The organism is Microbulbifer aggregans (assembly GCF_001750105.1).
In the GTDB taxonomy this organism is placed as follows: Bacteria; Pseudomonadota; Gammaproteobacteria; order Pseudomonadales; family Cellvibrionaceae; genus Microbulbifer; species Microbulbifer aggregans.
Window position 1 is genome coordinate 1,723,996 of record NZ_CP014143.1, and the last position, 26,645, is coordinate 1,750,640.

The following is a 26,645-nucleotide window of genomic DNA, read 5'->3' on the forward strand; positions in this document are numbered from 1 at the left end:
CTTTCGGCGCCTCGCTCTATTTAGCCTATACCAAACCCTGCACTACGCCAGCACAGGTCTCAGCGCAGTCGCACCGCGGTTCCGCTGACACTCACCATCATCATGGCACCCTGTGCGCCGACCACCTCGTAGTCGATATCTATCCCGATGATGGCATTGGCGCCCAAAGCCTTGGCGCTCTCTTCCATGTCCGCAAATGCGAGGGCCCTGGCGCGTGCCATCTCCTTCTCGTAGGAGCCAGAGCGGCCACCGACGATATCGCGGATGGAGCCGAAGATATCCTTGAAGACATTGGCGCCCAATATCGCCTCGCCCACAACAACGCCGAAGTACTCGCGGACTTCTTGCCCCTCGACAACACTGGTAGTGGTTTTCAGCATTTTCCTCTCCCTGTTTTTGGTTAAGTATCAGATTGCAGCGACGATGTCGCTCCGCCAGTGGGTTCACGCGATTCTATGCGCTGCATTCAGGAGCGCCGACCCGAGTGAATCACTATGGCGATTCCGCCCAGGATTGCCAGAGACGCGACAACCAGACGCAGAGTAATCGGTTCCGATAACAGCAGTGCCCCGGCGACGGCAGTGATGACAGGCACGCTCAGCTGGACTGTGGCGGCGCTGCTGGCGCGCAAGTGGGGAAGGGCGGCGTACCAGAGTGCATAACCGAGCCCGGATGCCAGGGCGCCGGACGCGATGGCGAGGGCAATCCCCGCAGCATCGACTGCGAGATGGTCAAGGGTTCCAAGTACCAGCAAGGCAACCAGAGGCAGGGTGCGGACGAAATTTCCACTGGTGACCAGGGTGGGGTTGCCGGCACCGCGGCCGCGTAGCGAATAGCCACCCCAGGCGGCTCCGGCCAGGACCATCAGCGCCGCCCCTTGAGGTGCCGGCGCGGTAATTCCCGGCAGCAGAAGGCCGACCAGCCCCGCCAGGGCGAGTGAGATCCCGATCAGTTGAGTTGTGCGGAGATTTTCACCGGAGAGCACACCGACGCCAATCATGGTGACCTGCACGGCGCCGAATAATAGCAGTGCGCCGGTGGCGGCGGACAGGCTGATATAAGCGAAAGAGAAGGCGGCGGCGTAGAGAAACAGCAGCAGGGCCGAGCCCCAGCTGCCCGCCTTTTCTTTGGTGCCCTCCCGACGCAGCAATATCAGCAAGTAAAGGAAAACTGCTCCCGAAAGTAGCCGTATCGCGGTGAAACTGGCCGGGTCGATGGCGGTATGCAGGAGTGCTGCACGGCAGAGCAGGGAGTTGCCTGCAAAGGCTGCCATGGCGAGAGCCGTCAGGATCAAGATGCGTCCAGGACTATCTGATCTGGTGATGGTGGCAAATCCCCCGATTGAGTACAGGTGCCGCGGGTTTCCCCGCCGGCGCAATTGAAGCGTCATTGTTGTTCTATCGGATGTCCGCTGCAACCGCTGCGAAGAGCCGGGGCTGGTGGATACGAGGCAGAGTTAACGGGAGTCGGGAGAGTGGGCGTTCACTTCGGCTGCCGTTGCGGCTTGTCCTGCCAGGGCCAGCGTCCCTCCACCTCCAGATGCAGAGTGATACTGAGAAACGTGCGGATAAAAACGATCAGCGCCAAAGTGCCGACATTTTGCAGTGTTTCGGCGACGACGACAGTCCTGACAATATCCCCGGCAATCAGAAATTCCAGCCCCAGGATAATGCCGCGGCCAAGGCTCTGGCGGTACTGGGTATAGGCCTCTTCCCGAGAAACGTTGCCGCGGGTACGGAGGAAGTGCGCGGTGGAGTTAACGGTGGCAATAATCATTACCAGCACGCCGAAAACTTCGATGGCGTAACCGGCCACTTCCACAATGGACTTGGTGGATGCCAGGAGCGACTGCAGTTCATTTTCCATGGTGCGGAGCTCCAGATCTGCGCTCCGGGCAAGTATAGTCGGCTGAGCTTTTCCTCCTCCGTCGGTATTCCGAGACATTTCTTCTCGGTCTGTAATAAAACCGTTTACGGGGGGGTGCTCAGTGATCCGCTAGCGCGGCGGCCTCGCGCTGCCGATCGATGAAGGCACGAACCCTGTCCGGGTGATCGGTAAACAGTCCCTCGACTGCAAGCTGGTTGATGAACAGGGCAAGCAGGTCGTCGAAGCCCTCTATCCCCTCCAGGTTCTCGGGCAGGGTGTCGGCGCGGAATGTGTAGGCATGCACAGGCAATCCGAGGCGCCGTGCCTCCTCCCGCAACGCGCTGGCCTGCAGTCCGCTGTCGCCCTTCCGTACGAGCATCACCGCCCAGGGGCCAATGGCATCGGCATAGCCGGCGACCTTTGCCAGGCCGCCGGGCTCCCGGATCCAGTCATAGCTGTAGTTGACCAGGAAACCTTCCCGCTCCACCTGCTTTTCGCCCCAGCTGGTTTCGGCGATGAGCTGCACCAGCGGTAAATCCATTCCCATGTCCGGCATCAGCTCGCGATCGATGCGCTGCAGTTCCTCGGGATCAAAGCTCTGCAGAAATACCTTCTGCGCCGCGTTCCTATATCCATAGCGCTGCAGCACCTCCAGAGTGCGCCTGGCGATATCCCTGCCTTCACGGTGATGGAACCAGGGTTTCTTGATTTCCGGATAAATTCCAATGTCATAGCCCAGGGATTGATTCAGCCCCTGGATCAGTTCCAGTTCCTCCTCGAATGTGGAGAGCTGAAAACTGGATTTCCACAGTGGGAAACGGCCGGGATATTTCTGCTCGACAGTCTGTCCACTGCGCTTGAAAGCCTCACTCACCCGTAGTTGCTTGAGTTCTTTCAGGGTGAAGTCGATGGTGTAGAAATGTCCATTTTCCCGCGCCCTGTCGGGGAATTGTTTGGCCACATCGGTGACGTTATCGAGGGTGATGTCGTGCATGACGATCAATCGATTGTCCTTGCTCAATACCAGATCCTGCTCGATATAGTCGGGACGCATACCATAGGCCAGGGCTTTGGCTTCAAGAGTATGCTCGGGCAGATATGCGGAGGCGCCCCGGTGGGCAATGACGAGCGGTTCAGCCTGCTGGGCGGCAAGTGTGTCGGAAATGGCTCCTGTCAGTGCAATCAGCAGGGCGAATATGGGGCTCAGGCTTCTGGGTAACATAGGTTTTCCGGTGCGGGAGGCAAGCCCCTCTTATACCAGAAAGAAGTGACGAAACGGGGTGGGAAAAGCCTGGCCGGGCACCAGGCCCGGCCGGCGAAGGGTTCTGGTTACGCGGGGGCCTCTTCGGGCCAGCGGTGCTCGGCAAATTGCTCGCGCAGATCTTTCTTGCTCACTTTGCCGGTTGCCGTATGTGGAATTTCGTCGACGACGACACAGTCCTCTGGAATCCACCATTTGGCTACTTTGCCCTCGAATGCGCTCAGCAGGGTTTGGCGATCCAGCTGCGCACCAACGGTGGGCACCACCACAAGGAGTGGGCGCTCACTCCACTTTTCATGAGGTACGCCGATCACAGCCGCCTCGGCAACGCCGGGCTGCGCTGCGGCGATATTCTCCAATTCGATCGAGGAGATCCACTCCCCCCCGGATTTGATGACATCCTTGGTGCGGTCGGTAATACCCAGGTAGCCCTTGGAATCAATGGTGGCCACATCGCCAGTATCAAACCAGCCATCGGCGGTCAGCGCTGACTCCCCGGCTTTGAAATAGCGTTCACAGACCCAGGGCCCGCGAACCTGCAGCGCACCAAAAGCGACGCCATCCCGGGGTAACTCCTTGCCCTCGGCGTCGACGATGCGCATTTCGACGCCATAGGCCGCGACGCCTTGCTTGAGTCGCAGGGTGCGGGCTTCCTCGGGGGGCAGGGTCTCATCTACACGGCTGTTGTAGGTGCCAAGCGGGCTCATTTCTGTCATGCCCCAGGCGTGGTGGGTGTAGACACCGTGACGCTGCTCGAACTCCTCCATGATCGCCCAGGGGCAGGCGGATCCCCCGACCACCACCCGGTTCAGGCTGGTGAGTGTTTCTTCGTTGTCGCGCAGATACTTGAGCAGCGCCATCCAGACTGTGGGAACTCCGGCAGCGATAGTGACCCCTTCAGCGTTCATCAGCTTGCTGAGGGTCTCACCATCGGCCATCTTCGGACCCGGGAACACCAGCTTGGCACCCACGGCCGGCACCGCATAGGGAATTGACCAGGCGTTGACGTGGAACATGGGTACAACAGGGAGAACAGCCTCGTGCTGCTGCAGATTGAACACGTTGGGCAACAGCACGCCATAGGTGTGCAGCACCATCGCCCGGTGGGAGTACAGCACTCCCTTGGGGTTGCCGGTGGTTCCCGAGGTGTAGCAGAGTGCAGCGGCCGATTGTTCATCCAGATCCGGCCAGTCAAAGGTGCTGGGATGCCCTTCGATCAGTGTCTCGTAACAGTGCACGTTGGCCAGGGTGGTATCGGGCATGTTGGCGCTGTCGGTTAGCAGGATATAGCCCTTCACCGATGTCAGCTGATCAGAAAGCGCTTCCAGCAAAGGCACAAACATTGGGTCAATAAACAACCACTGGTCTTCTGCATGCTGGATGATGTAGGCGATCTGCTCGGCAAACAGACGCGGGTTGATGGTGTGGCAGATCAGACCGGAGCAAGACGTTGCGTAATAGAGTTCGAAGTGCCGGTAGTCATTCCAGGCGAGGGTGCCGATCCGGTCACCAGACTGGGCGCCGAGGCCCTGCAGGGCATTGGCTAGCTGTGCAATCCGCGCAAAGGCATCGCCATAGCGGTAGCGGTGCAGGGGATTGTCGGCAGTGACCGAGACGATTTCACTGTCCGGAAAATTCTGCTGCGCGTGACGCATGATACCGGTCAGGGTGAGTTGTGTTCCCATCATCAGGCCGTTCATGGGGCTCTCCTTTTGGGTTTACTTATTGTTATTGCTCTATTGTCTTCTGAAGGGGTAGGAGGCAAACGTCGGAAATGTTCACCTCACTATACAAAATGTGACTCTGTGAACCATTTGTCGGGAGGCCCATGACATGGACCTCCCCCTGTTTCACTGGACGATCTTGATCCATTCACCGGGTTTGGGTTCGCCGCGGGGATAGTAGCCGTTCAGCAAGCGCAGCTGTTCTTCAGCGTAGTCGCCGATATCCATGTGCCGGGCCAGTGAGGCAAAGGTGGTCTTCTCATTGGCCTGCACATATTTGACCCGTTTGATATCGGGTTGGACGACATCACTCTTGCGTAGCGGACGGAAGCTGCGGATGCTGGTAAGGAACAGGTTGTCGTACTGCTCTTTGACGTCCTTGTCCGGGGCATCGCCCTGGATTTTGCCCTCGAGCATGTACTGCCGGCTGCCATAGTAGATAACCGCCACTCGATCCGGTGCCCCGGTAGCGGACGATGGAAGCTTGCCGGTATGGCCGGTCAATCTGTACTGGTTGAGTTCCTCATCCTGCTCGAGGGTGCGCACATCGTAAACCTCGCGCAGGGCCATGTCCGCCGGCTGGTTGCCGTTGCGCTGCGCCACCTTGATGGTGATGGTGGCGCTGCTGTCCGGTGCCGTGCCAACAATTGCCGAACGCTGGTTTTCCACTTTCCAGTCCTCGGGGAACAGCAGGGAAAAGCCCAGGCGCTGGTGGTTGTAGCGGTTTTTTTCCGTCTGCTGCGCATTTTTTCCGTAGACGAGTCCTTCGGTTTTCTCGCGGTAATATTCCACCTTGGTGGTTTTCTTGTCTTCGGGCAGCTTACCCGCAGCCGCTACTACTTCCTGCAGGCGAATATCGTTGCGCGGGTGGGTGGAGAAAACACCGTGATAGGTCTGTGGTTTCTTGCCCTCCAGTCGCGCCTTGCGCCGTGCGAAGGTCTCCTGGTCCTTGAGGAGGCCGATCACATTAATCATGGACTGGGGGTCGTAGCCGGCGTTGTACATGTACTGGGCGCCGAAGCGGTCTGCCTCCAGTTCCATTTCGCGGCCATAGCCTTTAACCGCCGCAGTGCCCCACAGGTTGGCTACGTCCCCGACGACACCGCTGCCGGTAACGAGCACCGAGAGTACCGAGGCCACGCCGGCACCGGTGGCTGCGGTTTTCTGGCGCACGGCATGGCGCGCTGTAATGTGGCCGACCTCATGGGCGAGTACAGCGGCCATCTCCGCTTCAGAGTGCAGGTAGGTGAGCAGGCCGCGATTGATGTACACATAGCCACCCGGTAGGGCGAAGGCATTGATGTCCTGGCTGTCGATGATGGTGAAGGTATAGGTCAGCTCTGGTCGGTCACTGGCCTTGGCAACTTTCTGCCCCACGTGCTCCACGTAGGCGGTCAGCACCGGATCCTTGTAGATCGGTGTACTGGCGACAATTTTTTCATGCATTTCCTTGCCGATGTTGATTTCCTTTTCCTCGGACATCAGCACCAGGTCAGGCCGGTTGGTGGCCGGGTTGAATGCACAACCGACGGTGGTCGCGAGCAGGGTAGCGATGAGTATTTTATTGAAAGTATGCATCGATCCTTTGCCTCCCTAGGATTTCTGATTGGTTGTCTGCGAGGGCAGCAGAAACTCCTGTAGCTGCAGGGCCATGCCCTTACACGCGTTGGTCTGCACCCGGGCGATCAGGGGAATGGGCACAACGATGGCCGGCATATAGGAGGTGCCCTTGGCATCTGCACTGAGTTTGCCGGAGAGTTCCTGATCACGGAAATCCCACACCGATGCCTCGTAGTCCGACTCCTTGTCCCAGGTGCCGAAGCCGAAGCAGCCGGCACCACCGGTACCGATGGAGCAACCGATAGAGCCCGCACTGGCAGTGGTTTCGGTGGAGCCATCGATCCAGATGATGTACTTCACCCCGTAGGTTTCAAGACGCGCTCGCAGTTCCTGGTTTTCCAGCATGCGGTCCAGTGAGCGCAGGTGCATCGGTGCCGTGCGCGGCTCAAACCAGGGGTACATGGCATCGACAAACTGCCGTTCCGGAATGATATTCAGGCCGGCGTCGGGGTTGTGCAGCTGGCGGCCGACGCAGTCGATCAGGTCGGGCTCCGTCTCGTAATCACTGGAGTGCCTGCGCCCGAGGATGACCACGCTATCCCCTTTTGCCAGCTCTCCATTGCTGCGGCGGTACTCGTCGATAACGACTGTGGTGCAGCCGCTCAGCAAGACCAGCGCAAAAACAAATAGGGTTCTAACCACAACAACCTCCTGTCAATTGCTCGGCCCCGAAGGGTGGGGCTCCGGGGCGATGGTGCCGGCGACAGCTCCCTGCCGGCACAGGGGGGATGCGATGTTGAAGGCGCATCCCTCGATGTCTTTACGCGCTATTCCACCGGTGCATCCGTGGCACTGGCGGTGTCGGTCGGTGACGGAATTTGTTCCAGCGATATGGCCCGGCGCTTTTCATCGATCAGTGCCTGCATCTCCGGCACCCGGGCAAAGCCGGTGTAGAGCGTGGCACCTGCATCCCGCAGCGCGACATTGATCGCCTGGGCCAGCGCGGCTTCCCGCGACTTGAGGAACGCGGTCGGCGTCTTGCCATAGGCGGTAATCACCCAGCTGGCGACAGAGTCACCGTTCGGTGCATAGGCGTGCATGTCATACTTGATCCAGACCTCAAAGATATTGACCCTGGTTTCCCGCGGCATGGTGAATTGCAGCTCGCGGATCTCAGGAACAATCACCAGTTCGACATCGCTGGGCAGATTGGCCGGGTACTGGCCGAGGGGAACGGTTTCGGAAAACATGGAACTGAGCACGGTCTGGAAGAGGTTTTCCTGTGCTCTGCCAGTGCTGATATTCCACTCGTCCCGGTCTTCGCTGTCTTCGTGATGGGTGAATTCGCGGAAATCCTCACTCAGGTAGACGCCCACCGTCAGTGGATGCTGGGGGCCGACCGGCTGGGGGAATTCTCCGTCCACCTTTACTGTGTGGGAGCAGGCGCCAAGGAGCAGGGCTGCCGATGCGAGGGCCACTCGCATCGCGGAGAGAAAACCTTTCTGTCTGTTAGCCATAATCAACTCCTGAGCAGGCTCTCTTTCTAGCGGAAATCGTTAAGACCGACGAAAGTACCGCCATTGCGGTAGGTCAATTCCCGCATCAATGCTGCAAAGCGTAGACCGGTGGTCTGCAGGTGTGGGGGGCGCGAGAACTGGATCGGGAAGCCGATGGCGTGAATACGCACATTGCGCTTGCTCTCCCCGTGTTGCGCGTTGACGCGATCCACAGCCAGCATCACATTGCGAATCGACTTGCCGGTAAATTCATCCCCCAGCACATAAATACTGATCTTCTTGTTCGGGTCATAGAAACTGCGCACCGCCTTCTGGATTCCCTCTACCGGGCTGGAGTTACTGAAGGGGTTCCAGGATTTCAGGCGTTGCAGGATGGCGTCGCGGCGCCCGGGGGTATCGGGGATCCACTTGTTGCGGTAGTTGGAGAACATATAGTCCCCCATATCGTTCATGACCTGAATGCCTTTGACATTGGGATACAGGTTCAGGGTATTCACCATCTCTTCCATCATGCGATCCCAGCCGTAGTTGAACATACTGCCGGAGGTGTCGATGATGAACAGGATGTACTCGCTGTCGACCGGGATACCGCCGATGACATTGTTCTTGCGCTGGTAGTTTTCACCGAGCAGGCGACGCATTTCCTCGGTCAGGCTCTGCAGGGCGACGGTAAGCTCACCGCGAACCTTGCCTTCCTCCGACTCGCCCTCGGTCTTGCGCGCGAACTGGGCCTGCAGGGTTTCAAGCTCGCCGCGCAGAATGGCGATGCGCTCGCGCTCGATATCCAGCTGCTCGCGCTTGGCATTGAGATCGCGGTTGAGCACCGTGGTCTCGCCGCGGATTTCAGCGAGTTGTTGCTGCAAGTCTTCCACCTGTCCGTCGAGGTCCAGCTCGGCCTCCTCCAGCACGATGGGTTCGACGGTCTTGGCGATCATCAGCAGCAGTACGATGGCACCGAAGCCACAGCAGATGACGTCGAGAAAGGAAATGTTGAACTCTTCCTGTTGTCGCTTGTTGCGGTTGCGTCTCATGGCCAGTCCCTCGACGGTGCCAGGAACGATCCCTGGGTTTCCATGGCGAGTTTCCAGAATTCACTGGCGGCGTAGGGGTCGCCCTCCATGGGCGCCAGAATGACATTCACCGGAACGTCTTTCGGCAGTGCCTTGACGGCACGCTTGAACAGATCCAGGCGCTTCTTGCCGGAAATCGTATTGCCGCGCGGTGCTTTCATGCCCTGGGTAGGCAGGCCGTCTGTGATCAGGATGATGTTGTCCGGCAGTGGGCTCATACCATTGATGGCATTGAAGACCCGCTCCAGGCTGGTGCCATCCTCCGGTACGATCTTGTCCAGCTCCTTGATGGCCTGGTCCATCTGGTCCCGGTCATCCACATTCAGCCAGCGGCTCTCGGTGCCGGGAATTGCAGCCCTGAAGCCGGTATTGAAGGTGAAGATCTGGTACTGGCTGTCCTGGGGGAATTGCGCAGTGAGCCAGGAAACAGTGGTCACGGCACGGCGCCACTTTTCAGTCTCACGCTTGACCCGCGACGACATATTGCGGGTGCGGATTACCTTGATCAGCTCGTCGCCCAGCATGCTGGCGGAAGCATCCAGCAGGATCAGAATGCGGTCGCCACCGAGGCGGAGGCCGGTGAGATACTGCCGATCGCCGTCCCCGACAAACTTGCGCACGTTGTTGCCGAGTTTTTTATTCTCGGCCTCGAGCTGCTTCTTCGCTTCCTCTAGCTTCTTGAGTTTTTCCTGCAGGCGCTTGATATCCTGTTCTTCGGTGTTGCTATCGATCTCGGCGATATTGCCTTTGACTTCCTCTATCTGTTCCATGATCCGGCGAGCCAGACCCTGGGCGTCCGCCAGTTCGTCGCTGGTGACGTCGAGGGTGTTTCTGGCCAGCACCAGGTGCTCGCGACCAAACTCCACCTCTTCCTGCAGTAGGTTGACCTCTGCAGCGAGATCCTGGTTTTCGGCCTGAATGTCCTGGTCGGAGCCGTGCTTGATAATCAAAAAGATCAGCGCAACGGCACCGAAGCCGCAGGACATGATGTCCAGAAACGACAGGCTGAAGGCGGAAAACCGCCTTTTCTTACGCGCCATAACGCTCCACGCTGATTGCAGTGATTACGTCTTCAAGATCGGCGACCCCGATTCTGTCGCCGGCCGTGAGATTGACCGGGGTAGAGATCTCCTGGCCGTTCAGCATCAATTGCGCACCGGCATCCACCCGCAGTGCGAGACGGCCGGCGTGGCTGGTTACTGTACCTGCGGGATGTTCCGGCGGAGTGGGGGTGATATTGAGCTTGCCTTCCTGCCAGCTGACAAACAGCGGCTGCTGTGCAGCCAATGCCCGATGGCCGAACAACAGGTGCGTCGCCGCCGCTTCGGCGGCGCTGTTTACCTGAACGGCCACCTCGCTGGGGGGCGCCGAATCCAGGGCGTTGATCAAGGGCAGGGCCTCGGACGCGCTGAAAATCTGTTCCCAGCGACCGGAGATGGCCTGGGCGATACAGTTGTGAGGCAGCAGGTGAATGCGCTCGGCGAGCTGTGCTCCGCCCGGGATTTCCGCCCAGCGGTGGGACACGAACACGACGCTGGTGGATTCCGACAGGTTTTCGATCAGCGCCCTTACCCGGGAGAGGATCGGTGTGCTGGCATCCTGCAACTGGCGCAGTGTCACCTTTGCAGTGCGGTCTTCCATCTCGGCCAGCACCTCGCCGCCGCGCATGGCGCGGTTGATCCATTGAGGCATCAGGTCATAGAGCTGCTGCTCGGCCTCTGCCGAATGCAACGGGTCAAAGCGGCACTGCATGATGAATGCGTCCGTAAATACCCGGGCCCAGGCGTCCTGGAAATTCTGCAGGCCGGCATCGTTGACGGTCTCGGCAATATCCAGCACCGACTGTTCATGCACGGCGATCCGGCTGACCAGGGTCTGCTGACGCTGAAGTTCGATATGGAGATGGACGCCTCGTGGTGCAGTGGCACTGAGGCAGGCAGTGGCGGCATCGACCAATCCCACCGCGTTGATTGGACTCTCTTTGATGATTCCGAGTAGCAGGGCGAGCTGCTCGCGGCTGAAATTGCCGGGCACTGCCAGGGCAACCTCCTCTGGCAGGTCGCAGTGGTCGGCAACCTCCTGCAGATGACAGTAGGCCAGGTCGGCATGGTGTCGACAGCGGGCATTTTCCGACTTCAGGCTCTCGAGGCTGAGGCGGCGCCAGAACTGATTGTTGACCTGGGTGGGGTGGCAGCGGGCGCGCATCTGCGCTGCGGTGCCTACCAGAATTTTCTGTGGCTCGACTACTGCGATGCCCGGGCTCTCAAGAATCTCATCCGTGCCGGTAAAGACACGCAGTCCGCAGTCGTTGATTTCAAGGACACCTTGTCCCATAGGGCATTCCTCTTTTCACTTTCCAGCCGCGGACAGCCAGGCTGCCGGGGCGGAGTGCTGTTTTGTCACCGTTTCTTTTCTGCTATCGGACTTCTGTCAGCCGACCTTGAGGAACCGCAGCAGATGGTTGTCGCAATAATTCTGTGTGTCCAGCACCAGCCGCTCCTGCATGAGCTGGAGCTGATGGGTGAAAAACATGATCACGATACTGATGACCAGGGCGATGAAGGTGGAGTTGAAAGCCACACCCAGGCTCACCGTCACACCGGCGATATCGCCCTCCACAGCTTTGTGGGCCTGGGAGAGGGCTTCACCGATACCGCGCACGGTGCCGATGAACCCGATCGACGGAATGGCCCAGGTGATATACCGGACCATGGCCAGTTCGGAATCCAGCCGGTCGCCCTCGGTTTCACAGACCTCTTTGACTGAGTTCGAAACCGCCGCCACATTTTTGGTGGAGGCGAATCGCTGTAGCGCCGTGAGCAGGGCGCGGGGCAGCAGGTAGTTTCGCTCTTCCTCCGGCAGTGCCTGGATCGGGCGCGACAGGTCCCTGGCGTCCTCGGGCAGGATTGGGGTTCCCTCACTCACATTGAGCAGCGCCTTGTCCAGCAGGCGGCGTTCGCGCATGCTGCGCTGCGCTTTGAGGCCCATGATGGCCATGGCCCAGAGCATCAGCACAAAGCACGCTTCCTGCTCGTAGTCGCGCATCACGATATACAGAGAACGTTGCTGAACGTAGGTTTCACCAGCGGCTTCCCGCGCCAGTTGTTCTTCGATCAGTGCGTCGGCATTCGGGCGGATTATCGCGACATACACGGCGTGCACGAGGATGACTGCCGCCAGCAGGGCAAATAGCTGGAAGACAAAATCGGACGACTTGAATTTCATAGTGCTTCTCGCTCAATTACCGGGGTGAAGCGATGTTCTTCAACCCCTGCAGACTCTGTTGTTCGTTCTGTTGTTCGTTATGGTTGCGATGCTTTTTCCAGTGGTTGCATGGTCTAGATATCCACGGGGAAAGAAACAGACAGATCCTCGGAGATTTCCTCTGTGGCTTCGTATTCGTCCGCATCGTTTCCCGTTGAGCCGGAACTGCCACTCTCGCTGGCTTTTTCCTCGACCTGGGCGACCTGCACCGGCTCCTGCTCTTCTTTCTCGGCTTCCGTTGCTTCCTCCGCAGCGATGGATGCGCTCGCGAATGCAATGGATACCGAGAACATCAGTGCACCAAGCAAAATCATGGGGCGCGGAAAGGCTGCCTGCTCCATTCGCCCGATAGGGAAGAGGGTGTCTTTTTTCCTGTTCAGGTGACGTTGCATATCTGTCTCCTAGTTGACCCACCGAGCCAATCGAAATCCGACGTCATTGCGCGGTTCGGCGCCGTAATCCCGATAGGAAAGGCGCAGTTCCGTCAGTCCGGCATGGCGCCAGCTTGAGCCGCGGATCACGTGGTAGTCACCGTCCTGCGGGCCAACCGGGTTCTCCTCCCTGCGCATGGAGAGTCCGGTACCGATGGTGTAGAGGTCGTGAATCCATTCCGAGACATTGCCGCCCAGGTCGTAGACGCCCAGTGAGTTGGGCTGGTAGCTGGCAACCGGGGCCGTGGCGGCGTAGCGGTCGCTGTAAGTACGGAGAACTGCGGGCACCAGTTGCGCCGCATTGTTGTCGGCATAGTTGCCGGAATTTTTTTGTACCGGCAGCTCATTACCCCAGGGAAACTTCTTCATGCTGCCACCCTCAAATCGGGCAGCCCAGGCCCACTCGGCCTCGGTTGGCATGCGATAGCCATTGGCGCTGGCATCAAAGCCGACTATGCGATTGCCCTCGGCGCGATAGACCGGTCTCAGGCCATCGCGGGCACTGAGCCAGTTGCAGAACATGGCCGCGTCTGCCCAGCTGATGTTCACCACTGGCAGGTTGTCATTGTCCAGGCTGACACCGTTCACATGGCTGGAGGAGTGCATGCGCTGGTAGCGACGATATTCGCGATTGGTAACCTCGGTGGTGCCCAGGTAGAAGGGCCGGTTCAGGGCGACCTGACGCATGACCTCATTGGCGCGACGACCCTGCTCGCGACGGGAGGAGCCCATCGTGAATCGCGCATTGGGTCGCATCAGAAGCATGCGACCGCCTGCGCCATGGGTGACCTCCGCCGGCACCTGACTCCAGCGAGCCTGTTCGGCGGTCAGCAGCACGGCGCGGATACTCTGCTCCAGTTTGGCGCTGGGCACGACCGTGGTCTCGTAATCTTCGAAGCCGTCTTTGCGTACCACAATACGGTGGCTGCGCGCGGGCAGGGTGAAGGTTTCCCCTGCGCTGCCTGCCAGACGGCCGTCGATGTAAACTTCCGCGTTGGCCGGACTGCTGGTGATGCGCACCTTGCCGAATACGGCGGAGAGATCGATGGTCATCTCTCGCTCGACCCCGGCGGCGATATCGATAGTGCGCTCAACGGCGGAATAACCATCTTTGAACAGACGCACCTGGTGGGTGGAGCCCGGTTCGAGTTCAACATCCAGCGGGGTGCGCCCCCGGAATTCACCATTGACGGTGACACTGGCGCCGTCAGGCGTACTGGCGAGACGCAGTATTCCGTCTGCGGCGGCCAGGTCCACCGGAGTGAGGGTCTGATCGACGCCGGCGGTGACGGCAACCGGTACCTGGGCAGTCTTGTGCTGCGGCTTGGATATTTCCACCACGCGATCGCCCTGAATAAGCTCGGCTGTCATCGGCGTCGTGCCCAGTACCTCACCCTCGACCGTGACGGTGGCGCCCGGTGGGTTGCTGCTAATGCGCACGCTGGCCCAGGCTGGGCGCAGCTTGGCCTGCAGGCGCTGGGTATTGTCCAGCCCCTCGATATCCACCTCCCGGGTGAAGGGCAGGTAGCGGTCGGTGAGCACAGTGATGCGCTTGCGGCCAGCGGGGATGTTTTGGGCCAGTCCCTGCTCGCTGTCGACCTCGGCGCCGTCGATCAGGATGCGCACTGGCACGGGAGGATCGCTCACCACCTGCAGGTGGCCGGGCAGACGCTCCAGCGTGACGGCGTGGCGGCTGTTTTTCTCTCCGGATACGGAAACCTTCCCGCTCTTCGGCAGGTAGCCGGTCGCAGTCACGGTATATTCGTAGTCGCCCGGCAAGACCAGGTGTCCGTCGCCGAGCGGAATGGCAAAGCCACTGACTTTGATGTCGGCATCTGCGGGCTGGGTTTCGAAAATGAGTGAGCGGGCTACCAGGAGATAAACGAGGATCAGTAAGCCGAATAGCATACTGCCGGCGATAACCAGGGCCCGGGGCGAAAACAGCAACTGTCGGGCACGGTCCTCCACCTGCACGGGAGAGAAACCAGTGGGCTGGATTACTGAAAAGTCATCGTCCGCGCGTTCACCATCACGGACAGGTACCGCTTCCTTCGCTGTCATTTATGCTTTCCTGTTACTGCGCACTTATCTGAATTATCGCAATGGCGGCAAATGCTGCCGCTCTCAGGGTCAAACGCTCCGGCGCTCCTTCGCTCCGTGCATTCAAGCTTAGCCCGCAACCCTGCCTGGCATGACGGTCGTCGGATTCTTTGGCGCGAAAAGCATCTTTTCGCGAATACCGGCGTCGCCTTTTGGTCCAGTTTCCAGAAGCGATAATCCCGGGCACCTACCGCTGACGAAATTGGCAGCAGGATGTAGACAGGTGCCCGATCTATTTGATCAGAATTCGAACCGACGGTTCTTCGGTTCAACTGTTATTGGCGCTGTTTATTTTTTCTGCACATTGGATGACGACAACCGGGGGTTCTTCCCCGGGTACTACAGTGAACTCGCGCCGTACATCGCGGTATCCGGCGCGAGTTCCCACGGCGGTGTAACGGCCCGGCTTGAGAGGGATTTCCCGCTCATTGAAATTCCCTAGCCGTCCCACGTGGTAAATCGTGACTTGCGTGGTGGCGTCGGATTGCAGTTTCACCGGCACAGGGATTACAGCTTTAGTCAGCGCAGTTTCCAGGGAGTCAATCTGGCCCTGTAGCTTGGGACTCGTGGCATTGATTCCCCGTGCATCTTTCAACACCGAGCGAGCGTACTGGTTCTGCTTACTGCTACCGAGGGACAAGGGGTCATTCAGCAATTCCGTCAGACGATCGTCCAGTTCGGCTCGGGCCTCTGACCTGGCCTTGCCGGTAATTGCCGATACCAGACTCTTGTCGATCTCCAGCAGTTTGTCGTAGCTTTTTACCGCCCCGTGCCACTCCTCAGAGGCCTCCTGCTGACGCGCGCGGGCAAAAAGGCTGTCGATGCGGGTCTGGGTCAGGCCGCTCTTTGCCTGCTGGATGCCAACCTCTGGATCCTCTTCGCCGGGCTTCAGTTTCTGTGCATTGCGGAAAGCCTCCAGGGCCGCGGAGAAATCCCCCTCGCTGATTGCGGCATAACCCGCTGACATGGCCTCGCTGTAATCCCGGTCCTTGATGGCGGCGAGTACTTCGGGCAAGAGTGCCTTGGCGGGGCGTGTTTCTCCGTCTACCTCGAGAGACTGCCGCAGCGCATCATGTGCAGTGTCCAGATCCTGAGCCGCAAAGGCTTCCTTGCCGCGGGAAAAATGCTGCCAGGCTTCCGGCAGTTTCTCGGCCCGGACCTTACCCTTTTTCCCACGGGGATGGTCCTCGGAGATGGTCAGTACCAGGTCGAAGGCGGTATGAGCACCCTCTGCATCACCGCTGTCGAGGGCGCCATTGCCCTCTGTCAGGTGTTTTTCAATACGCTCGGGAATACTGTCGCGGATTTCTTGCAGGGCTGCGAGGGAGGTCCGGTATTTTTCCAGCGCCTGCATGAATTTTCTTTGGCGATAAATGGAATCCGCCTCTTCGGCCAAGCCCCGTGCGCTGCCGAATTCCTCCGCTGCCCAGGCATCCACATGCCGCTCACGCAGTTCCTCCTGCAAGGCCAGAATATCCTGCAGCACCTTTTGTACGTCGCGACGTTGCTGGGCAATCTCCGCATCGCTGAAGGGCGACACTTTGACTGGGGCGGCCTGACTTGCGGTGGTGGGCTGTTGATTTGCTGGTGTCGCGGCGACGGGGGATTTCGTTGGTTTTTTCTCCACAGCCTGTGGCAGCAGCCAGAAAACACCGACCACGCCCAGAACCAGCAGGGAGCCGACAGCAACGGCGCGGTAGTCGCGGGCGCCGCTGTCAGTCTTCGTTGTGCTGTGCTTTAGTTTGGGGCTCGGTTCCGGTGTGGCAGTGTTGCCAAAACTGAAATCTGCGGGGCTGATGATGCCCTTGTCATCCGGATTATCGTCGCGGTGTTGCATAGTGATTCCGCAAAGTCGTGGTTATTGTTCCGGGCAGCGCAGCGGTATCAATCACCGCTGCACACATCAGATACTGCCATCGAGTCCGCCGGTTTCCGCGTCATAAATTTCTTTCAGAAGTTCGCGCCACTGGCGGTACTGGTTTTCCACAGAGCCACTCAGGGTCACTGTGCGATCCTCCAGCTCAACAATCTGGGGTTCAACCTCCGCCTCCATGGAGTCACCCAGCTCCTGCAGGGCCTCGATGTGCATCTTTGCTTCACTGCGGCGATCGAAACCACTCTTGACCAGGTAGCCGCCGCCGGCAACTGCCACATTGGCGGCCTGGCGGGCGGCGCCGCCGCCACCAGCTCCGGCCGCGGCGATACCCCCGACGATGGCAGCTGCCCCCATGATTGTGTGGTTGCGTGCCTTGCGCTTGAGTTCGCGCATCTGCTGCACTTCCTCAAAGCTCAGTGCTCGCCATTCCTGGTAGGGCGCTTCCATGGATTTGACGAACGTGCCGTAGTAACCCTGCAGGGTATCCACGAAGAGGTAGTCCCGCTCGCGAATGCGCCGCACGCGCTGCAGCATCGGATCATTTTCTGCAGGTAGCGCCTTGAGCTCGTAGATGCCGTCCTCGCTCTGCGTCAGGTAGCGGGAGAAGGCATCCTGAGAGAAGGTGCGGGCAAATTTCATCTCGGAAATGGTGCGCAGCTCGGCAACATACTGATCAGACAGTTGCTGGCGGTAAATCAGCATGTCGTTGGCGATCTGGTTGTAGAGCCCCTGGAAGGCATCGCCCTCGGTGGGATGCTTGCGGTCGTAGGCATAGTGCGAGGCTTTTTCGCTGTATTCCTTCGTGAACCAGCGTTGGCCGCGAGAGTCGACAACCGTTACCTCGAGGGTGAGTGTCTCACCATCCGACTGCAGAATGCGGCCGGTTACCGTGACATCGATATTGGTGCGCACACTGGGAATGACCCGTACCGCACCCCAGCCCTGGCTGGACTGCAGGGATTCGGACAGGGTCACGGCGATGTAGCGGGATTCCGCCGCGCGTAGCTCGGGAAATACCAGATCCTCCTCGCTGACTTCAGCGGTCTCAAGTCCGGGGTCAAACTGGACGATACCCACATCCAGCAACCGGCCCTCGGGGATGGCTGTATCCTCGACGGTCAGCGGGGTGTAGGCCGTCGTGCGCACTTCCGTAGAAGTGCAACCGAAAAGCGCCAGGGCTGCAAGCAGGGCCAGGCCCCGGCCCAGGGTGCGGACGATGCCGGCGTCAAACAAATTGGCATTCAGTGACTGCATTGGGGTTCCCTCCGCGACTACTTCTGCGCTTTCTTGTACTTTCGATATTCCTCCCAGAGCTTCTCACGAAGTTCTGGGTCCGATTCCCGCATGGCGGCTTCACGGATCTGGCGAGCCACCACGTCATCGTCATCCCCTTTCGGAATGTCGGCGGGAACGACAGACGGGCTGCCACCGTGCTCGAATTCTCCCTTGCGGCCGGCAGTCTGCATGCCGGGCCCCGTGGCCTGACCGCTGGAGTTGTTCTGTTCCGGGCCGGGACCGCCCTCTTCGCCGCCGCCGGGAGGCGGTGGGATTTCTGCCTCTGCGGATTCGATCAGATCTTCCAGAGACTCTCCGGGAGGCGGTTCATCCATCTCCTCAGTTTCCTCCTGGGAGGCTGGGCGATTGCGCACATAATCCCGCTCCCGCAGGATCATGCCGTCGTAGCTGGCCATGGTGGCCTCAAATTCTCCCTCGAGCTGTTCCACTCGCTCGGCTGCGGTCGCGGGTGCCTCGTTGGGTGCGCTGCCACTACGGGCGGGGCTGCCACCGCCAGCGGGCGCACCAGACGCGCCACTGTTTGAAGCGCTGCTGGCAGGATTGCTCGCGGCTGAGGCGCTGCTGGCAGAGCTGCTCGACGAGCTGCTTGATGAACTACTGCTGGACGAGCTGTTGCTGGACGAGGATGCGGTCTGCTCTTCCTCGGAAAAATCAATTTCATCCGGCGGCTCTCCCTCACTGTTGGTGGAGGGGTCCGGAGGCATGTTGCTCTCTTCGGGCCGTTGATCCGATTCGCTGTAGACCGGCGACGAAGGCTGGTTGTTGCGTGCGCTCGGATCTGGCATCGAGTCCGCCGCTGAACTCTGTCGCCGGCTCTGCTCCTCTCCGCTACTGGAGGCAGTGCTCGCTTCCTGGCTGGCCTCACTGCCGGACTCGATGGTGGGCATACTGGTGTTTGTGCGGCTGTCGCTGCTGCTCGGCATGCTCTGGCTGGGTGAAGAGCGCGAGGAGCTGCTGGAAGGCATGCTGCTGGCAGTCTGCGGCTGGCTCTGGCTGCGGCTCGATGACGGGCTGCTGGAGCTGGGCTGCGACTGGGATTGGGGCTGTGACGACGAACTCGACGACTGGGGCTGCGATGGCTGTGCCGGAGGCTGCTGCTGTGTCTGCTGGCTTTTACAGCCAGTGACCACTGCGCTCAGCACAATTGCCGAAGCCAGCGTGCGCCAGCTAAGCGTGTGCTGCTTTGAGCTTTGTACCGCTATCCGTAGAGTCATTGTTCTCTCCTGAGTCCCGGTTCTGGCCCGGGCAGATGTCGTGCGTAAGCGTTTGGCGACGGGCCCGCCGAGCTAAAATTCAGGCCGCCTCCATAGTGCACAGGGCCGGGCAAAGCCCGGCCTGAGTCTGATCGATCATGCGGCTTATGGTCTTCGACAGTGGCCTCTGTTCGAGGTTTGGCGACTGCCGCAGATGGGCGCAAGAATCGCTTTGTTTATCCGTCAGTCGAATACGAAGCGCTGCACGATGCCGGTCGTTTCCACCGGCTCACCGTTTTCGAAGCGCGGGCGAAACTTCGCGCGCTTGAGCACGTTGCGAACCCGCGAGCGCATGCCGACATCATCCGAAGGTGCTGCGTGCAGTATCTCGATATTGCGCACTTTTCCAAAGGCCGTGACGTCATAGGAAACCGTGACGTAGGCTCCTGCAAGTCCCTGTCGGTCTTCCTCTAGCATCGGCAGCGCAGGCAGCGGTGCAGGACGGCCGAAAATCGACTCTATTTCCTCGTTGGTTGCCCCGTTGTCCCAGAGTGCCTGATAGGCCTCACCGTAGGTTTCCCGTGCCGAGTGCCACTTGTTGAACATCATATACCAGTCGCCGAGTTCCACTTTGGCTTTTGCCGAGGCTGCCGGTGGCGACTGTGGATTTTTCTGGTAGACGTCGACAATTCTGGCGATGGCCTGTTTGCCGGAGCTGAAGCTGTTGAGGCGATAGTGGTCCAGCTTGGTCCGTTGGGCCGCTTCCATATCGGGGCCGCCGCCGAAATTGGTGTTGATGACCACCGCCTGCTGGGGCTCACCCTTGTAGGTGGCAAGGTAGTAATTGGAGGCTTTCAGGCCCCGCAGAGCTTCCACTAGCCGAAGATCGTTGGCGCCGAAATTCTGGGTGATGATATCTACCGCCAGACTGTAAAGATCCGTGGCACTGATCAGGTGCTCGAACAGGGTGCCACCCTTTTCCTCTTTGTAAGCCTGGAGATGCCACCGACTGAGGTTGTCGATTACCGGCAGCATACGAGGATCGCTTTCGCCGTAATTGCGGGCGTGGAGCCAGTAGAGGTATTGCTGGTTGTCGTTGGCATCCTCCCACTGGTTGAGCGCGATCTGGCTTTCGATCATGCGCTCGATCATGGGTACCTGGTGGAGCGAATAGAGTCCCTCATTGACCCGGTTGATCAGCATGGCGCGACGGAACTCACTGATTGCCTCGTCGTGGGCACCGGTGCGCTGCAGGGCAGTTGCCAGTCCCACAAGTTGTTCGTCGATCCCCGCGCCATAGGCGCCGTACTGAGCCTCCATATCCTCTATACGCTCGCGGTAGCTATCGACGACCTCGGAAGGTCGCAACTGTCGCTTGGCGAGCTGTAAGGGTTTGGATGCCGCTTCAAGGTATGCGGGAGGTGGAGCGCTGGATTCTGTCGCGGATACGTCGCTGACTTCCGCGCAGGCGTTGCCACACAGCAGAGCTGTGGCTGTAAACATCAAGCCGATAGCAATGTCTTTGCTGGTTTCTGTCTGTGTCACGATTGAACCACTTCTGTTCCATGTTTTGCTTCACCCGTCCCCGCGGCCGCAGCGGCCAGGAGTCGAGCACTTACTCCGCTTGGGCACGGGGCCGTGCGGATTTTCTCTCCCTGAAGTGTGGTTCTCTCAAGTCCCTGACAGTGCCCGGAGTGATTTAGATCCGGAGCCGGGATTGACGGGGGTTGATTTCCGCGACGAATCCCGTCGAGCCGCCCATTGCCTGTTATTCGGCGCCTCGTTGAATCAGTATAGCCAACGGGAGGTCTTTGCCCGGCCTCGTCGGCGATGGAATTTTTCTCTGCTGACGTCTCTCTCCTGCATATCGGTTACGTTGATTACCACCAGTTGGTTTATCAGTGTGGTCAACGGCTACGCGCCTTTTGCTATCGATATTAGGAAATACGTGCCAATTTTTTTGTGCGCAAGTTAAAAGACTGATGTCTTCGTGTCATTCACGGCGCGAACGGGTGTGACCGGGAGAGGCCTTCAGTTCAGGTTGATATTTCTGTCCTAATAATTCCTTCTAATAGTGCCAATTTGTGCGCACTCATGAGCTTGTGTGGTGGAAGTATTTGGAGTGTGCCGGGCGAACCGCCATAATCACCTCAGAAGATAGAGAGGAGACTTGAGGTGAGCGTATCGATTGATCCCGCTGTGGCGGCGAGTCTGCGTGGATTTGAAGTGCCGGAGAAACTGGGCTTCGGCAGTGTGATGGCGCCTGTGATGTTTCGCGCCACCTGCCAGGATGGTGTCTGGAGTGGAGGTGAGCTGGTCCCCTATGCGCCGCTATCACTGGATCCGGCAGCCAAGGTGCTTCATTACGCCCAGTCCTGTTTCGAGGGCATGAAGGCCTACCGCACCGCCGGTGGGGTGAGCCTCTTTCGCCCCGAGCGCAATGCGCACCGGATGGCCTATTCGGCGGAGCGTCTCTGCATGCCAGCGGTGCCAGAGCCGCTGTTTATGGATGGCGTCAAAACAGTGTCTGCCTATTGCGCCAACCTGATCCCGGCGAACAGTGGTGAGTCTCTTTACCTGCGCCCGTTCCTGATCGGAACCCAGCCGGATCTCTCAGTATCCGCCAGTACGTCCTACGAGTTTTACGTGATTGCCAGCCCCTCGGAAGCCTATCACGCCGGCAATATGCGCGTCTGGGTGGAGCGCGATGATGCGCGGGCCGCGGTGGGCGGTACCGGTGATGCCAAGGTGGGGGGCAACTATGCGGCGTCCCTGCAGAGTATTGCCCGCTTGAAAAAGCGCGGCTTCGACCAGTCTCTGTGGTTGAACCCGGGCAATCGCCATACCGTGGACGAACTCTCCGGTATGAATTTCTTTGCGGTCATGGATGGGGAGCTGCATACCCCCGCCCTGAACGGCTCCATTCTCGAGGGGGTGACGCGGGAATCTCTGCTGATGCTCGCCCGTGAACAGGGCTATACCGTGCACGAGCGAGATATCGACATTGACGACCTGATGGCGCTGGTGCGTTCCGGAACCTGCAGCGAGGCCTTCGCTTGTGGCACCGCGGCCATCATCAGTCCGATCAGCGTTTTGGGCGACGGCAATGGTCTCTATGAGCTATCTGCGGCGCCGGGTCCTGTTGCCGAACGGCTGCGTAGCGCACTGCTGGATATCCAGGAGGGGCGTTCCGAGGATGCCTTCGGCTGGATGGTGCCGGTCGATATGGTCAACCTGGACTGAGTCCTGCCGGCGGGTATTACCAGCAGAGGGTTGCCCGCCGGTCCCAGTGATTGCCCAGCATCGCGGATGCGGGGTGATCGGTAGCACCCTGTGTCGAAAGATTGTTTCCAGCGGAAACGCGCACAATAACAATTACGCCAATCCCCGAAATCCCGTTGACTTGCGCGACCACACTGCGACAAGCTGAAAGCGCAAAATAAGAAAAGCTGGAACTTCGGGAATGGCCGCAGTGGTATTCCTCACTTTGACACGCAGTATCCAGATCAATTTGAGCTAACAGGTCTCGCTCGGGGTTCCTCGCGAAGCGTGAGGAAAACAGGATGTTGAGCCATATGTTCGGACTGCTGGTACAGCCGCGTAGGCAGTGGCAGCAAATCGGTAACCTGCCGGAAAAAAGTCTGCGCCGGCAGATCCCCTATGTCATCGTGCTGGCGCTGCTGCCGGCACTGGCCTGGTTTATCGGTACGACGGAGGTGGGCTGGTCCATCGGTGATGGCGCAACCCGTCGCATCACCAGAGACAGCGCCCTGTCACTGGTAGCCGTGTTCTACTGCACCATGGTGATTGCCGTGGTAGCCATTGGTTACTTTATCCACTGGATGGCAAAAACCTACGGTGCCGAGACCTATCCCATGAAGGGGATGGTGATTGCCGGTTTTACTGCAACGCCGATCTTCCTCGCCGGTGCTGCCGGTTTCTATCCCATTCTCTGGTTCGATATCCTGCTGGCAACACTGGCGGTGGCCTATGCGGTTTACCTGCTGTACCTGGGGATTCCGATTGTGATGGGAGTGTCGGAGGAGCGCGGTTTCCTGTTCGCCAGTGCCATCGTGACAGTATCACTGGTGATTGCTGTGATGGTGATGGTAGGGACGGTGCTCTTCTGGAGTTTCGTGGCGGCCCCGGTATTCCACTAGAGGTCGAGGGGTTACCCCTCATCGCTGGCAGGCAGACCCGAGTCTGCCTGCTGTGATGCTCCATCGCTCACGGTCTCCCCTTTGCCGGTGGCGAGCTTGCCGCCGCTGCCGTCCGGCTCATAGCGGAATTCCACCAGGTAGCCGTTAGCCAGCTGCAGAGTCTGGGTTTGTGCGCTGCCCCGTTGCAGGATCACCTCCCCCAGAGCGTTCATGACCGGCTTGGGCCCTGAATCGAAGCAGTGGACCTCCATGGCTGCAATATTGACGTCCTCGCTCAGCACCGAGTGCTCGACGAGCCGCAGCCGTAGTTTCTCGCCTTCCGCTTCCAGTTGATAGCCGGGGCCGCTGGCCAGGGGGACGCGGTACTTGATCGCACCCCAGGCGCTGTCGCAGCGGATTGCGCTGTACTCGCGGACCGCGCTGGGACCGGTAATCGCTCCCGAGTCATAGGCCTCGAAGGTTCCCTCAAACTCCTGTTGAGCCTGATAGCGCTGCCCCTCCGGTGTGGTGATCAATACCTCCAGGGTCTCGCTGGCCTCACTGGCTGCGGCAGCGCCGAGGCAGGCGGTCATGGCGATGGTCGCTGCTCGAATACGCATGGTTTCCGTTCTCTGACTGCGTTTGGTTCGACACTAACCCGGTGCAAGGGCGCCGGCAAGGTAGTGCGTCTTGCCGGAGATACGGCGATTGGATAAGATCGGACCGCTGGCAGCCAGCTCCTTTTCTTGGCTTGCAAATTGGTACAGGCGTACAGGTTAGGGCGCGGATGGAACTCCGGAGCTCATCTCGGTCACGCGAACAGATAACTCGAACACGCGATTCAATAACTCAAATAAAGGACAACCTCATGAAAACTTCTGCGTACCTGGGCGTGGTACTGGCAGCCCTGTTGGCCGCTGGCTGTTCTCCGGAAGCCGACAAAAAGTCCGCCACTGCCGAGCAGGCCGGTGCCGCCGACTTCCAGAAGAACCTGCTGAAGCAGCTGATTTCCGCCAAACCCGGTGATGTGATCGAGCTGCCCGAGGGCACCTTCCCGATCAACCGCAGCCTGTCCCTGAACGTCGATGGTGTAACCATTCGCGGCGCGGGCATGGACAAGACCATTCTGTCCTTCAAGGACCAGATTCAGGGCGCGGAAGGCCTGCTGGTCAACGCCAGTGACTTCACCCTTGAGGATCTGGCCATCGAGGACACCATCGGTGATGCGCTGAAGGTGAACGAGGGTGAGAACATCATCATCCGCAATATCCGTGTGGAGTGGACCAATGGCCCAGCCACGGAGAACGGTGCCTACGGTATTTACCCCGTGCAGACGAAGAACACCCTGGTGGAAGGCACCGTAGCCATCGGCGCCTCCGATGCGGGTATCTATGTGGGCCAGTCGCAGAACGTCATCGTGCGCAACAACCGCGCCGAGTACAACGTGGCCGGCATCGAGATCGAGAACACCATTGGTGCGGACGTCTACGACAACGTCGCCACCAACAACACCGGCGGCATCCTCGTATTCAACATGCCCAACCTGCCGCAGCCCGGCCACAGCACCCGTGTCTATGACAACAAGGTGTTCGCCAACAACACCGAGAACTTTGGCCACGAGGGCACGCCGGTAGCGGCGGTGCCGGCGGGCTCCGGTATCGTGATCAACTCCAACGATTACGTGGAGATCTTCAACAACGAGATCGCCGATAACGATACTGCCAATATCATCGTCAGCAGCTATTACACCGCCGGTTACTACTCCGACAAGTCCACCCAGGAGGCCTTCGATCCGTACCCGGAAGGTATCTACATCTACAACAACCAGTTCACTGGTGGCGGAGAATCTCCGGATCACCTGGAGCTGAAAGCGCTGAAGCTGGCCAAGTTTGGTCTCAGCGGTAGCCTGCCGGACATTCTCTGGGACGGTGTTGTTAACCAGGACAAACTGGTGGACGGCAAACTGCCTGAGCCTCTGAAGCTGTGCATTGACAACGGCGATGCCGGCATCATCAACATTGATGCCTCCAACGATTTCAAGAATATCTCCACGGATATCACAGCCCACCAGTGCACACTGGAAAAACTGCCGCAGATCGTGCTGGATTTTGACCAGCCGGCGGGAGAAGACAGCAAGATGGCAAAACTCGAGGCCGAAGATGCGTAAGAAGTTGTGGGGCGCGGTGCTGGCCCCATTGTTCGCGGCCGCCTTGAGCGGCTGCGATGCACCAAGAGAGCAGGTTACCGTTTTCGAGCGTGATGCCGTGCCGGACAATCTCAGCGACTGGCATGTGGTCGAGGCGATTGATGGCGAGCTGTCTCTCAACGATGGGGTTCTTCCCTACGATCTGAACACGGCCCTGTTTACCGACTACGCTCACAAGCTGCGCACGGTCTGGATGCCGGCGGGTACTGCTGCCCAGTACGGGGATGAAAATTTCGAGTACCCGGTCGGTACGGTGATCACCAAGACCTTCTACTACCCGAAGGAAACCGGAGGCATGCAGGCAGCGGTGCTGCGCACTGATGACTACAGCCGCGACTATGTCGCCGGTAAGAGCGGTGAAGCGCTGGATCTGGACAATGTCCGTCTGATGGAAACCCGCGTGCTGGTCAAGCGCGCTGACGGCTGGCAGGCACTGCCTTATGTGTGGAATGCCGAGCAGACCGATGCCGTGCTGGAAATCGCCGGTGACGCAAGCCGCCTGCAGTTGGCGAACGAGAGTGGAGAGGCTACCGCTTTCACGTACGTGGTACCCGATGCTAACCAGTGCGCCGGTTGTCATGCGGACAACCACACCGAGAAAGCGATCATGCCGCTCGGCCCCCGCGCACGACACCTTAACAAGGACTATGCCTACGCCACTGGGACAGAGAACCAGTTGCTGCATTGGCAGCAGGTCGGTTACCTGAGCGGCCTGCCCGAGTTTGCGGCGATTCCTAAAAACGTCCACTTCAAGGACGAGACTGCATCGCTGGAAGAGCGCGCCCGCAGCTACCTGGACATCAATTGTGGCCATTGCCACAACCCATCCGGTGCGGCGGACACTTCCGGTCTGATGCTGCACCATGTGGAAGAAGATCGGCGCAAGCTGGGCCTGTGCAAGCCGCCGGTAGCGGCGGGCACCGGTAGTGGCAATCGCCTGTTCGCGATTGTTCCCGGTGAGCCTGAGGAATCCATCCTCAACTTCCGCGTGGAGACGACCAACCCCGGCGCCATGATGCCGGAGCTTGGCAGGAGCCTGGAGCACGAGGAGGGCACGGAGCTGCTGCACGAATGGGTGGCGAGCATGCCTGGCAGCTGTTCCTGATTTTGATGTGTCTCTACAAGAAAAGCCGGCAGTTTGC

General features: G+C 59.3%; 25 protein-coding genes. 6 read left to right on the forward strand and 19 right to left on the reverse strand.

Going from position 1 to position 26,645, the window contains the following annotated elements:
- Positions 1–59 precede the first annotated feature (59 nt).
- The 17 genes from AUP74_RS07565 to AUP74_RS17180 form a co-directional block, all read right to left on the reverse strand.
- Positions 60–380, reverse strand: a complete 321-nt coding sequence (locus AUP74_RS07565; protein ID WP_069947041.1) for a heavy metal-binding domain-containing protein — start codon at positions 378–380, stop codon at positions 60–62.
- Between the two features lie 86 nt (positions 381–466).
- Positions 467–1,294 (reverse strand): DMT family transporter, encoded by an 828-nt coding sequence (locus AUP74_RS07570; protein ID WP_226999913.1) that lies wholly within the window; start codon positions 1,292–1,294, stop codon positions 467–469.
- Between the two features lie 188 nt (positions 1,295–1,482).
- Positions 1,483–1,866: a DUF1622 domain-containing protein gene (locus AUP74_RS07575; RefSeq protein ID WP_069947043.1), complete on the reverse strand. Its 384-nt coding sequence runs from the start codon at positions 1,864–1,866 to the stop codon at positions 1,483–1,485.
- A 118-nt stretch (positions 1,867–1,984) separates the two neighbouring features.
- On the reverse strand, positions 1,985–3,088 hold the full coding sequence (glpQ, locus tag AUP74_RS07580) for a glycerophosphodiester phosphodiesterase (protein ID WP_069947044.1): 1,104 nt from the start codon (positions 3,086–3,088) through the stop codon (positions 1,985–1,987).
- 107 nt (positions 3,089–3,195) lie between these two features.
- Complete coding sequence (locus tag AUP74_RS07585) at positions 3,196–4,827, reverse strand: long-chain-fatty-acid--CoA ligase (RefSeq protein WP_069947045.1); 1,632 nt, start codon at positions 4,825–4,827, stop codon at positions 3,196–3,198.
- Positions 4,828–4,977: 150 nt separating this feature from the next.
- Entirely contained in the window at positions 4,978–6,429 is a 1,452-nt protein-coding gene (locus AUP74_RS07590) for a M48 family metalloprotease (RefSeq protein ID WP_069947046.1), read from the reverse strand.
- A gap of 15 nt (positions 6,430–6,444) precedes the next feature.
- Positions 6,445–7,113, reverse strand: coding sequence for a hypothetical protein (locus AUP74_RS07595; protein WP_069947047.1), 669 nt, complete (start codon positions 7,111–7,113; stop codon positions 6,445–6,447).
- Positions 7,114–7,238: 125 nt separating this feature from the next.
- Entirely contained in the window at positions 7,239–7,928 is a 690-nt protein-coding gene (locus tag AUP74_RS07600; protein ID WP_069947048.1) for a hypothetical protein, read from the reverse strand.
- A gap of 26 nt (positions 7,929–7,954) precedes the next feature.
- On the reverse strand, positions 7,955–8,959 hold the full coding sequence (locus AUP74_RS07605) for a vWA domain-containing protein (protein WP_069947049.1): 1,005 nt from the start codon (positions 8,957–8,959) through the stop codon (positions 7,955–7,957).
- A complete protein-coding gene (locus tag AUP74_RS07610; protein ID WP_069947050.1) occupies positions 8,956–10,038 on the reverse strand; it encodes a VWA domain-containing protein in 1,083 nt (360 codons plus the stop codon). The genes AUP74_RS07605 and AUP74_RS07610 overlap by 4 nt, the downstream gene beginning before the upstream one ends.
- Positions 10,028–11,332: a hypothetical protein gene (locus AUP74_RS07615; protein ID WP_069947051.1), complete on the reverse strand. Its 1,305-nt coding sequence runs from the start codon at positions 11,330–11,332 to the stop codon at positions 10,028–10,030. Before AUP74_RS07615 ends, AUP74_RS07610 begins: the two co-directional genes overlap by 11 nt.
- A gap of 96 nt (positions 11,333–11,428) precedes the next feature.
- Complete coding sequence (locus tag AUP74_RS07620; protein ID WP_069947052.1) at positions 11,429–12,223, reverse strand: MotA/TolQ/ExbB proton channel family protein; 795 nt, start codon at positions 12,221–12,223, stop codon at positions 11,429–11,431.
- A 113-nt stretch (positions 12,224–12,336) separates the two neighbouring features.
- Positions 12,337–12,654: a hypothetical protein gene (locus AUP74_RS07625; RefSeq protein WP_145924342.1), complete on the reverse strand. Its 318-nt coding sequence runs from the start codon at positions 12,652–12,654 to the stop codon at positions 12,337–12,339.
- Positions 12,655–12,663: 9 nt separating this feature from the next.
- Positions 12,664–14,754, reverse strand: coding sequence for a PEGA domain-containing protein (locus AUP74_RS07630; protein ID WP_069947054.1), 2,091 nt, complete (start codon positions 14,752–14,754; stop codon positions 12,664–12,666).
- Between the two features lie 307 nt (positions 14,755–15,061).
- A complete protein-coding gene (locus AUP74_RS07635) occupies positions 15,062–16,630 on the reverse strand; it encodes a tetratricopeptide repeat protein (RefSeq protein WP_069947055.1) in 1,569 nt (522 codons plus the stop codon).
- A 66-nt stretch (positions 16,631–16,696) separates the two neighbouring features.
- Positions 16,697–17,923: a hypothetical protein gene (locus AUP74_RS07640; RefSeq protein WP_069947056.1), complete on the reverse strand. Its 1,227-nt coding sequence runs from the start codon at positions 17,921–17,923 to the stop codon at positions 16,697–16,699.
- A 17-nt stretch (positions 17,924–17,940) separates the two neighbouring features.
- A complete protein-coding gene (locus AUP74_RS17180) occupies positions 17,941–18,393 on the reverse strand; it encodes a hypothetical protein (protein ID WP_145924343.1) in 453 nt (150 codons plus the stop codon).
- Between the two features lie 28 nt (positions 18,394–18,421).
- Here AUP74_RS17180 and AUP74_RS17185 point away from each other — a divergent pair, with 28 nt between their 5' ends.
- Both AUP74_RS17185 and AUP74_RS07650 read left to right on the forward strand, forming a co-directional pair.
- A complete protein-coding gene (locus AUP74_RS17185; protein WP_145924344.1) occupies positions 18,422–18,691 on the forward strand; it encodes a hypothetical protein in 270 nt (89 codons plus the stop codon).
- 36 nt (positions 18,692–18,727) lie between these two features.
- Complete coding sequence (locus AUP74_RS07650; protein WP_145924345.1) at positions 18,728–19,192, forward strand: hypothetical protein; 465 nt, start codon at positions 18,728–18,730, stop codon at positions 19,190–19,192.
- Between the two features lie 209 nt (positions 19,193–19,401).
- On the opposite strand, the gene AUP74_RS07655 is transcribed toward AUP74_RS07650, so the two are convergent.
- Positions 19,402–20,703, reverse strand: a complete 1,302-nt coding sequence (locus AUP74_RS07655) for an energy transducer TonB (RefSeq protein WP_069947059.1) — start codon at positions 20,701–20,703, stop codon at positions 19,402–19,404.
- A 630-nt stretch (positions 20,704–21,333) separates the two neighbouring features.
- On the opposite strand from AUP74_RS07655, the gene AUP74_RS07660 reads away from it, so the two are divergent.
- Positions 21,334–22,401, forward strand: a complete 1,068-nt coding sequence (locus tag AUP74_RS07660) for a branched-chain amino acid aminotransferase (RefSeq protein WP_069947060.1) — start codon at positions 21,334–21,336, stop codon at positions 22,399–22,401.
- A gap of 320 nt (positions 22,402–22,721) precedes the next feature.
- Entirely contained in the window at positions 22,722–23,318 is a 597-nt protein-coding gene (locus AUP74_RS07665; protein ID WP_069947061.1) for a Yip1 family protein, read from the forward strand.
- 11 nt (positions 23,319–23,329) lie between these two features.
- On the opposite strand, the gene AUP74_RS07670 is transcribed toward AUP74_RS07665, so the two are convergent.
- Entirely contained in the window at positions 23,330–23,917 is a 588-nt protein-coding gene (locus tag AUP74_RS07670) for a hypothetical protein (protein WP_069947062.1), read from the reverse strand.
- A 248-nt stretch (positions 23,918–24,165) separates the two neighbouring features.
- Here AUP74_RS07670 and AUP74_RS07675 point away from each other — a divergent pair, with 248 nt between their 5' ends.
- Positions 24,166–25,464 (forward strand): parallel beta-helix domain-containing protein, encoded by a 1,299-nt coding sequence (locus AUP74_RS07675; RefSeq protein ID WP_069947063.1) that lies wholly within the window; start codon positions 24,166–24,168, stop codon positions 25,462–25,464.
- A complete protein-coding gene (locus AUP74_RS07680) occupies positions 25,457–26,608 on the forward strand; it encodes an SO2930 family diheme c-type cytochrome (protein WP_069947064.1) in 1,152 nt (383 codons plus the stop codon). The genes AUP74_RS07675 and AUP74_RS07680 overlap by 8 nt, the downstream gene beginning before the upstream one ends.
- Positions 26,609–26,645 lie beyond the last annotated feature (37 nt).

Coding starts and splice junctions, on each gene's coding strand:
- AUP74_RS07565 (WP_069947041.1), bottom strand. CDS start 380: ATGCTGAAAACCACTACCAGTGTTGTCGAGGGGCAAGAAGTCCGCGAG.
- AUP74_RS07575 (WP_069947043.1), bottom strand. CDS start 1,866: ATGGAAAATGAACTGCAGTCGCTCCTGGCATCCACCAAGTCCATTGTG.
- glpQ (WP_069947044.1), bottom strand. CDS start 3,088: ATGTTACCCAGAAGCCTGAGCCCCATATTCGCCCTGCTGATTGCACTG.
- AUP74_RS07585 (WP_069947045.1), bottom strand. CDS start 4,827: ATGAACGGCCTGATGATGGGAACACAACTCACCCTGACCGGTATCATG.
- AUP74_RS07590 (WP_069947046.1), bottom strand. CDS start 6,429: ATGCATACTTTCAATAAAATACTCATCGCTACCCTGCTCGCGACCACC.
- AUP74_RS07600 (WP_069947048.1), bottom strand. CDS start 7,928: ATGGCTAACAGACAGAAAGGTTTTCTCTCCGCGATGCGAGTGGCCCTC.
- AUP74_RS07605 (WP_069947049.1), bottom strand. CDS start 8,959: ATGAGACGCAACCGCAACAAGCGACAACAGGAAGAGTTCAACATTTCC.
- AUP74_RS07610 (WP_069947050.1), bottom strand. CDS start 10,038: ATGGCGCGTAAGAAAAGGCGGTTTTCCGCCTTCAGCCTGTCGTTTCTG.
- AUP74_RS07615 (WP_069947051.1), bottom strand. CDS start 11,332: ATGGGACAAGGTGTCCTTGAAATCAACGACTGCGGACTGCGTGTCTTT.
- AUP74_RS07620 (WP_069947052.1), bottom strand. CDS start 12,223: ATGAAATTCAAGTCGTCCGATTTTGTCTTCCAGCTATTTGCCCTGCTG.
- AUP74_RS07625 (WP_145924342.1), bottom strand. CDS start 12,654: ATGCAACGTCACCTGAACAGGAAAAAAGACACCCTCTTCCCTATCGGG.
- AUP74_RS07630 (WP_069947054.1), bottom strand. CDS start 14,754: ATGACAGCGAAGGAAGCGGTACCTGTCCGTGATGGTGAACGCGCGGAC.
- AUP74_RS07635 (WP_069947055.1), bottom strand. CDS start 16,630: ATGCAACACCGCGACGATAATCCGGATGACAAGGGCATCATCAGCCCC.
- AUP74_RS07640 (WP_069947056.1), bottom strand. CDS start 17,923: ATGCAGTCACTGAATGCCAATTTGTTTGACGCCGGCATCGTCCGCACC.
- AUP74_RS07665 (WP_069947061.1), top strand. CDS start 22,722: ATGTTGAGCCATATGTTCGGACTGCTGGTACAGCCGCGTAGGCAGTGG.
- AUP74_RS07670 (WP_069947062.1), bottom strand. CDS start 23,917: ATGCGTATTCGAGCAGCGACCATCGCCATGACCGCCTGCCTCGGCGCT.
- AUP74_RS07675 (WP_069947063.1), top strand. CDS start 24,166: ATGAAAACTTCTGCGTACCTGGGCGTGGTACTGGCAGCCCTGTTGGCC.
- AUP74_RS07680 (WP_069947064.1), top strand. CDS start 25,457: ATGCGTAAGAAGTTGTGGGGCGCGGTGCTGGCCCCATTGTTCGCGGCC.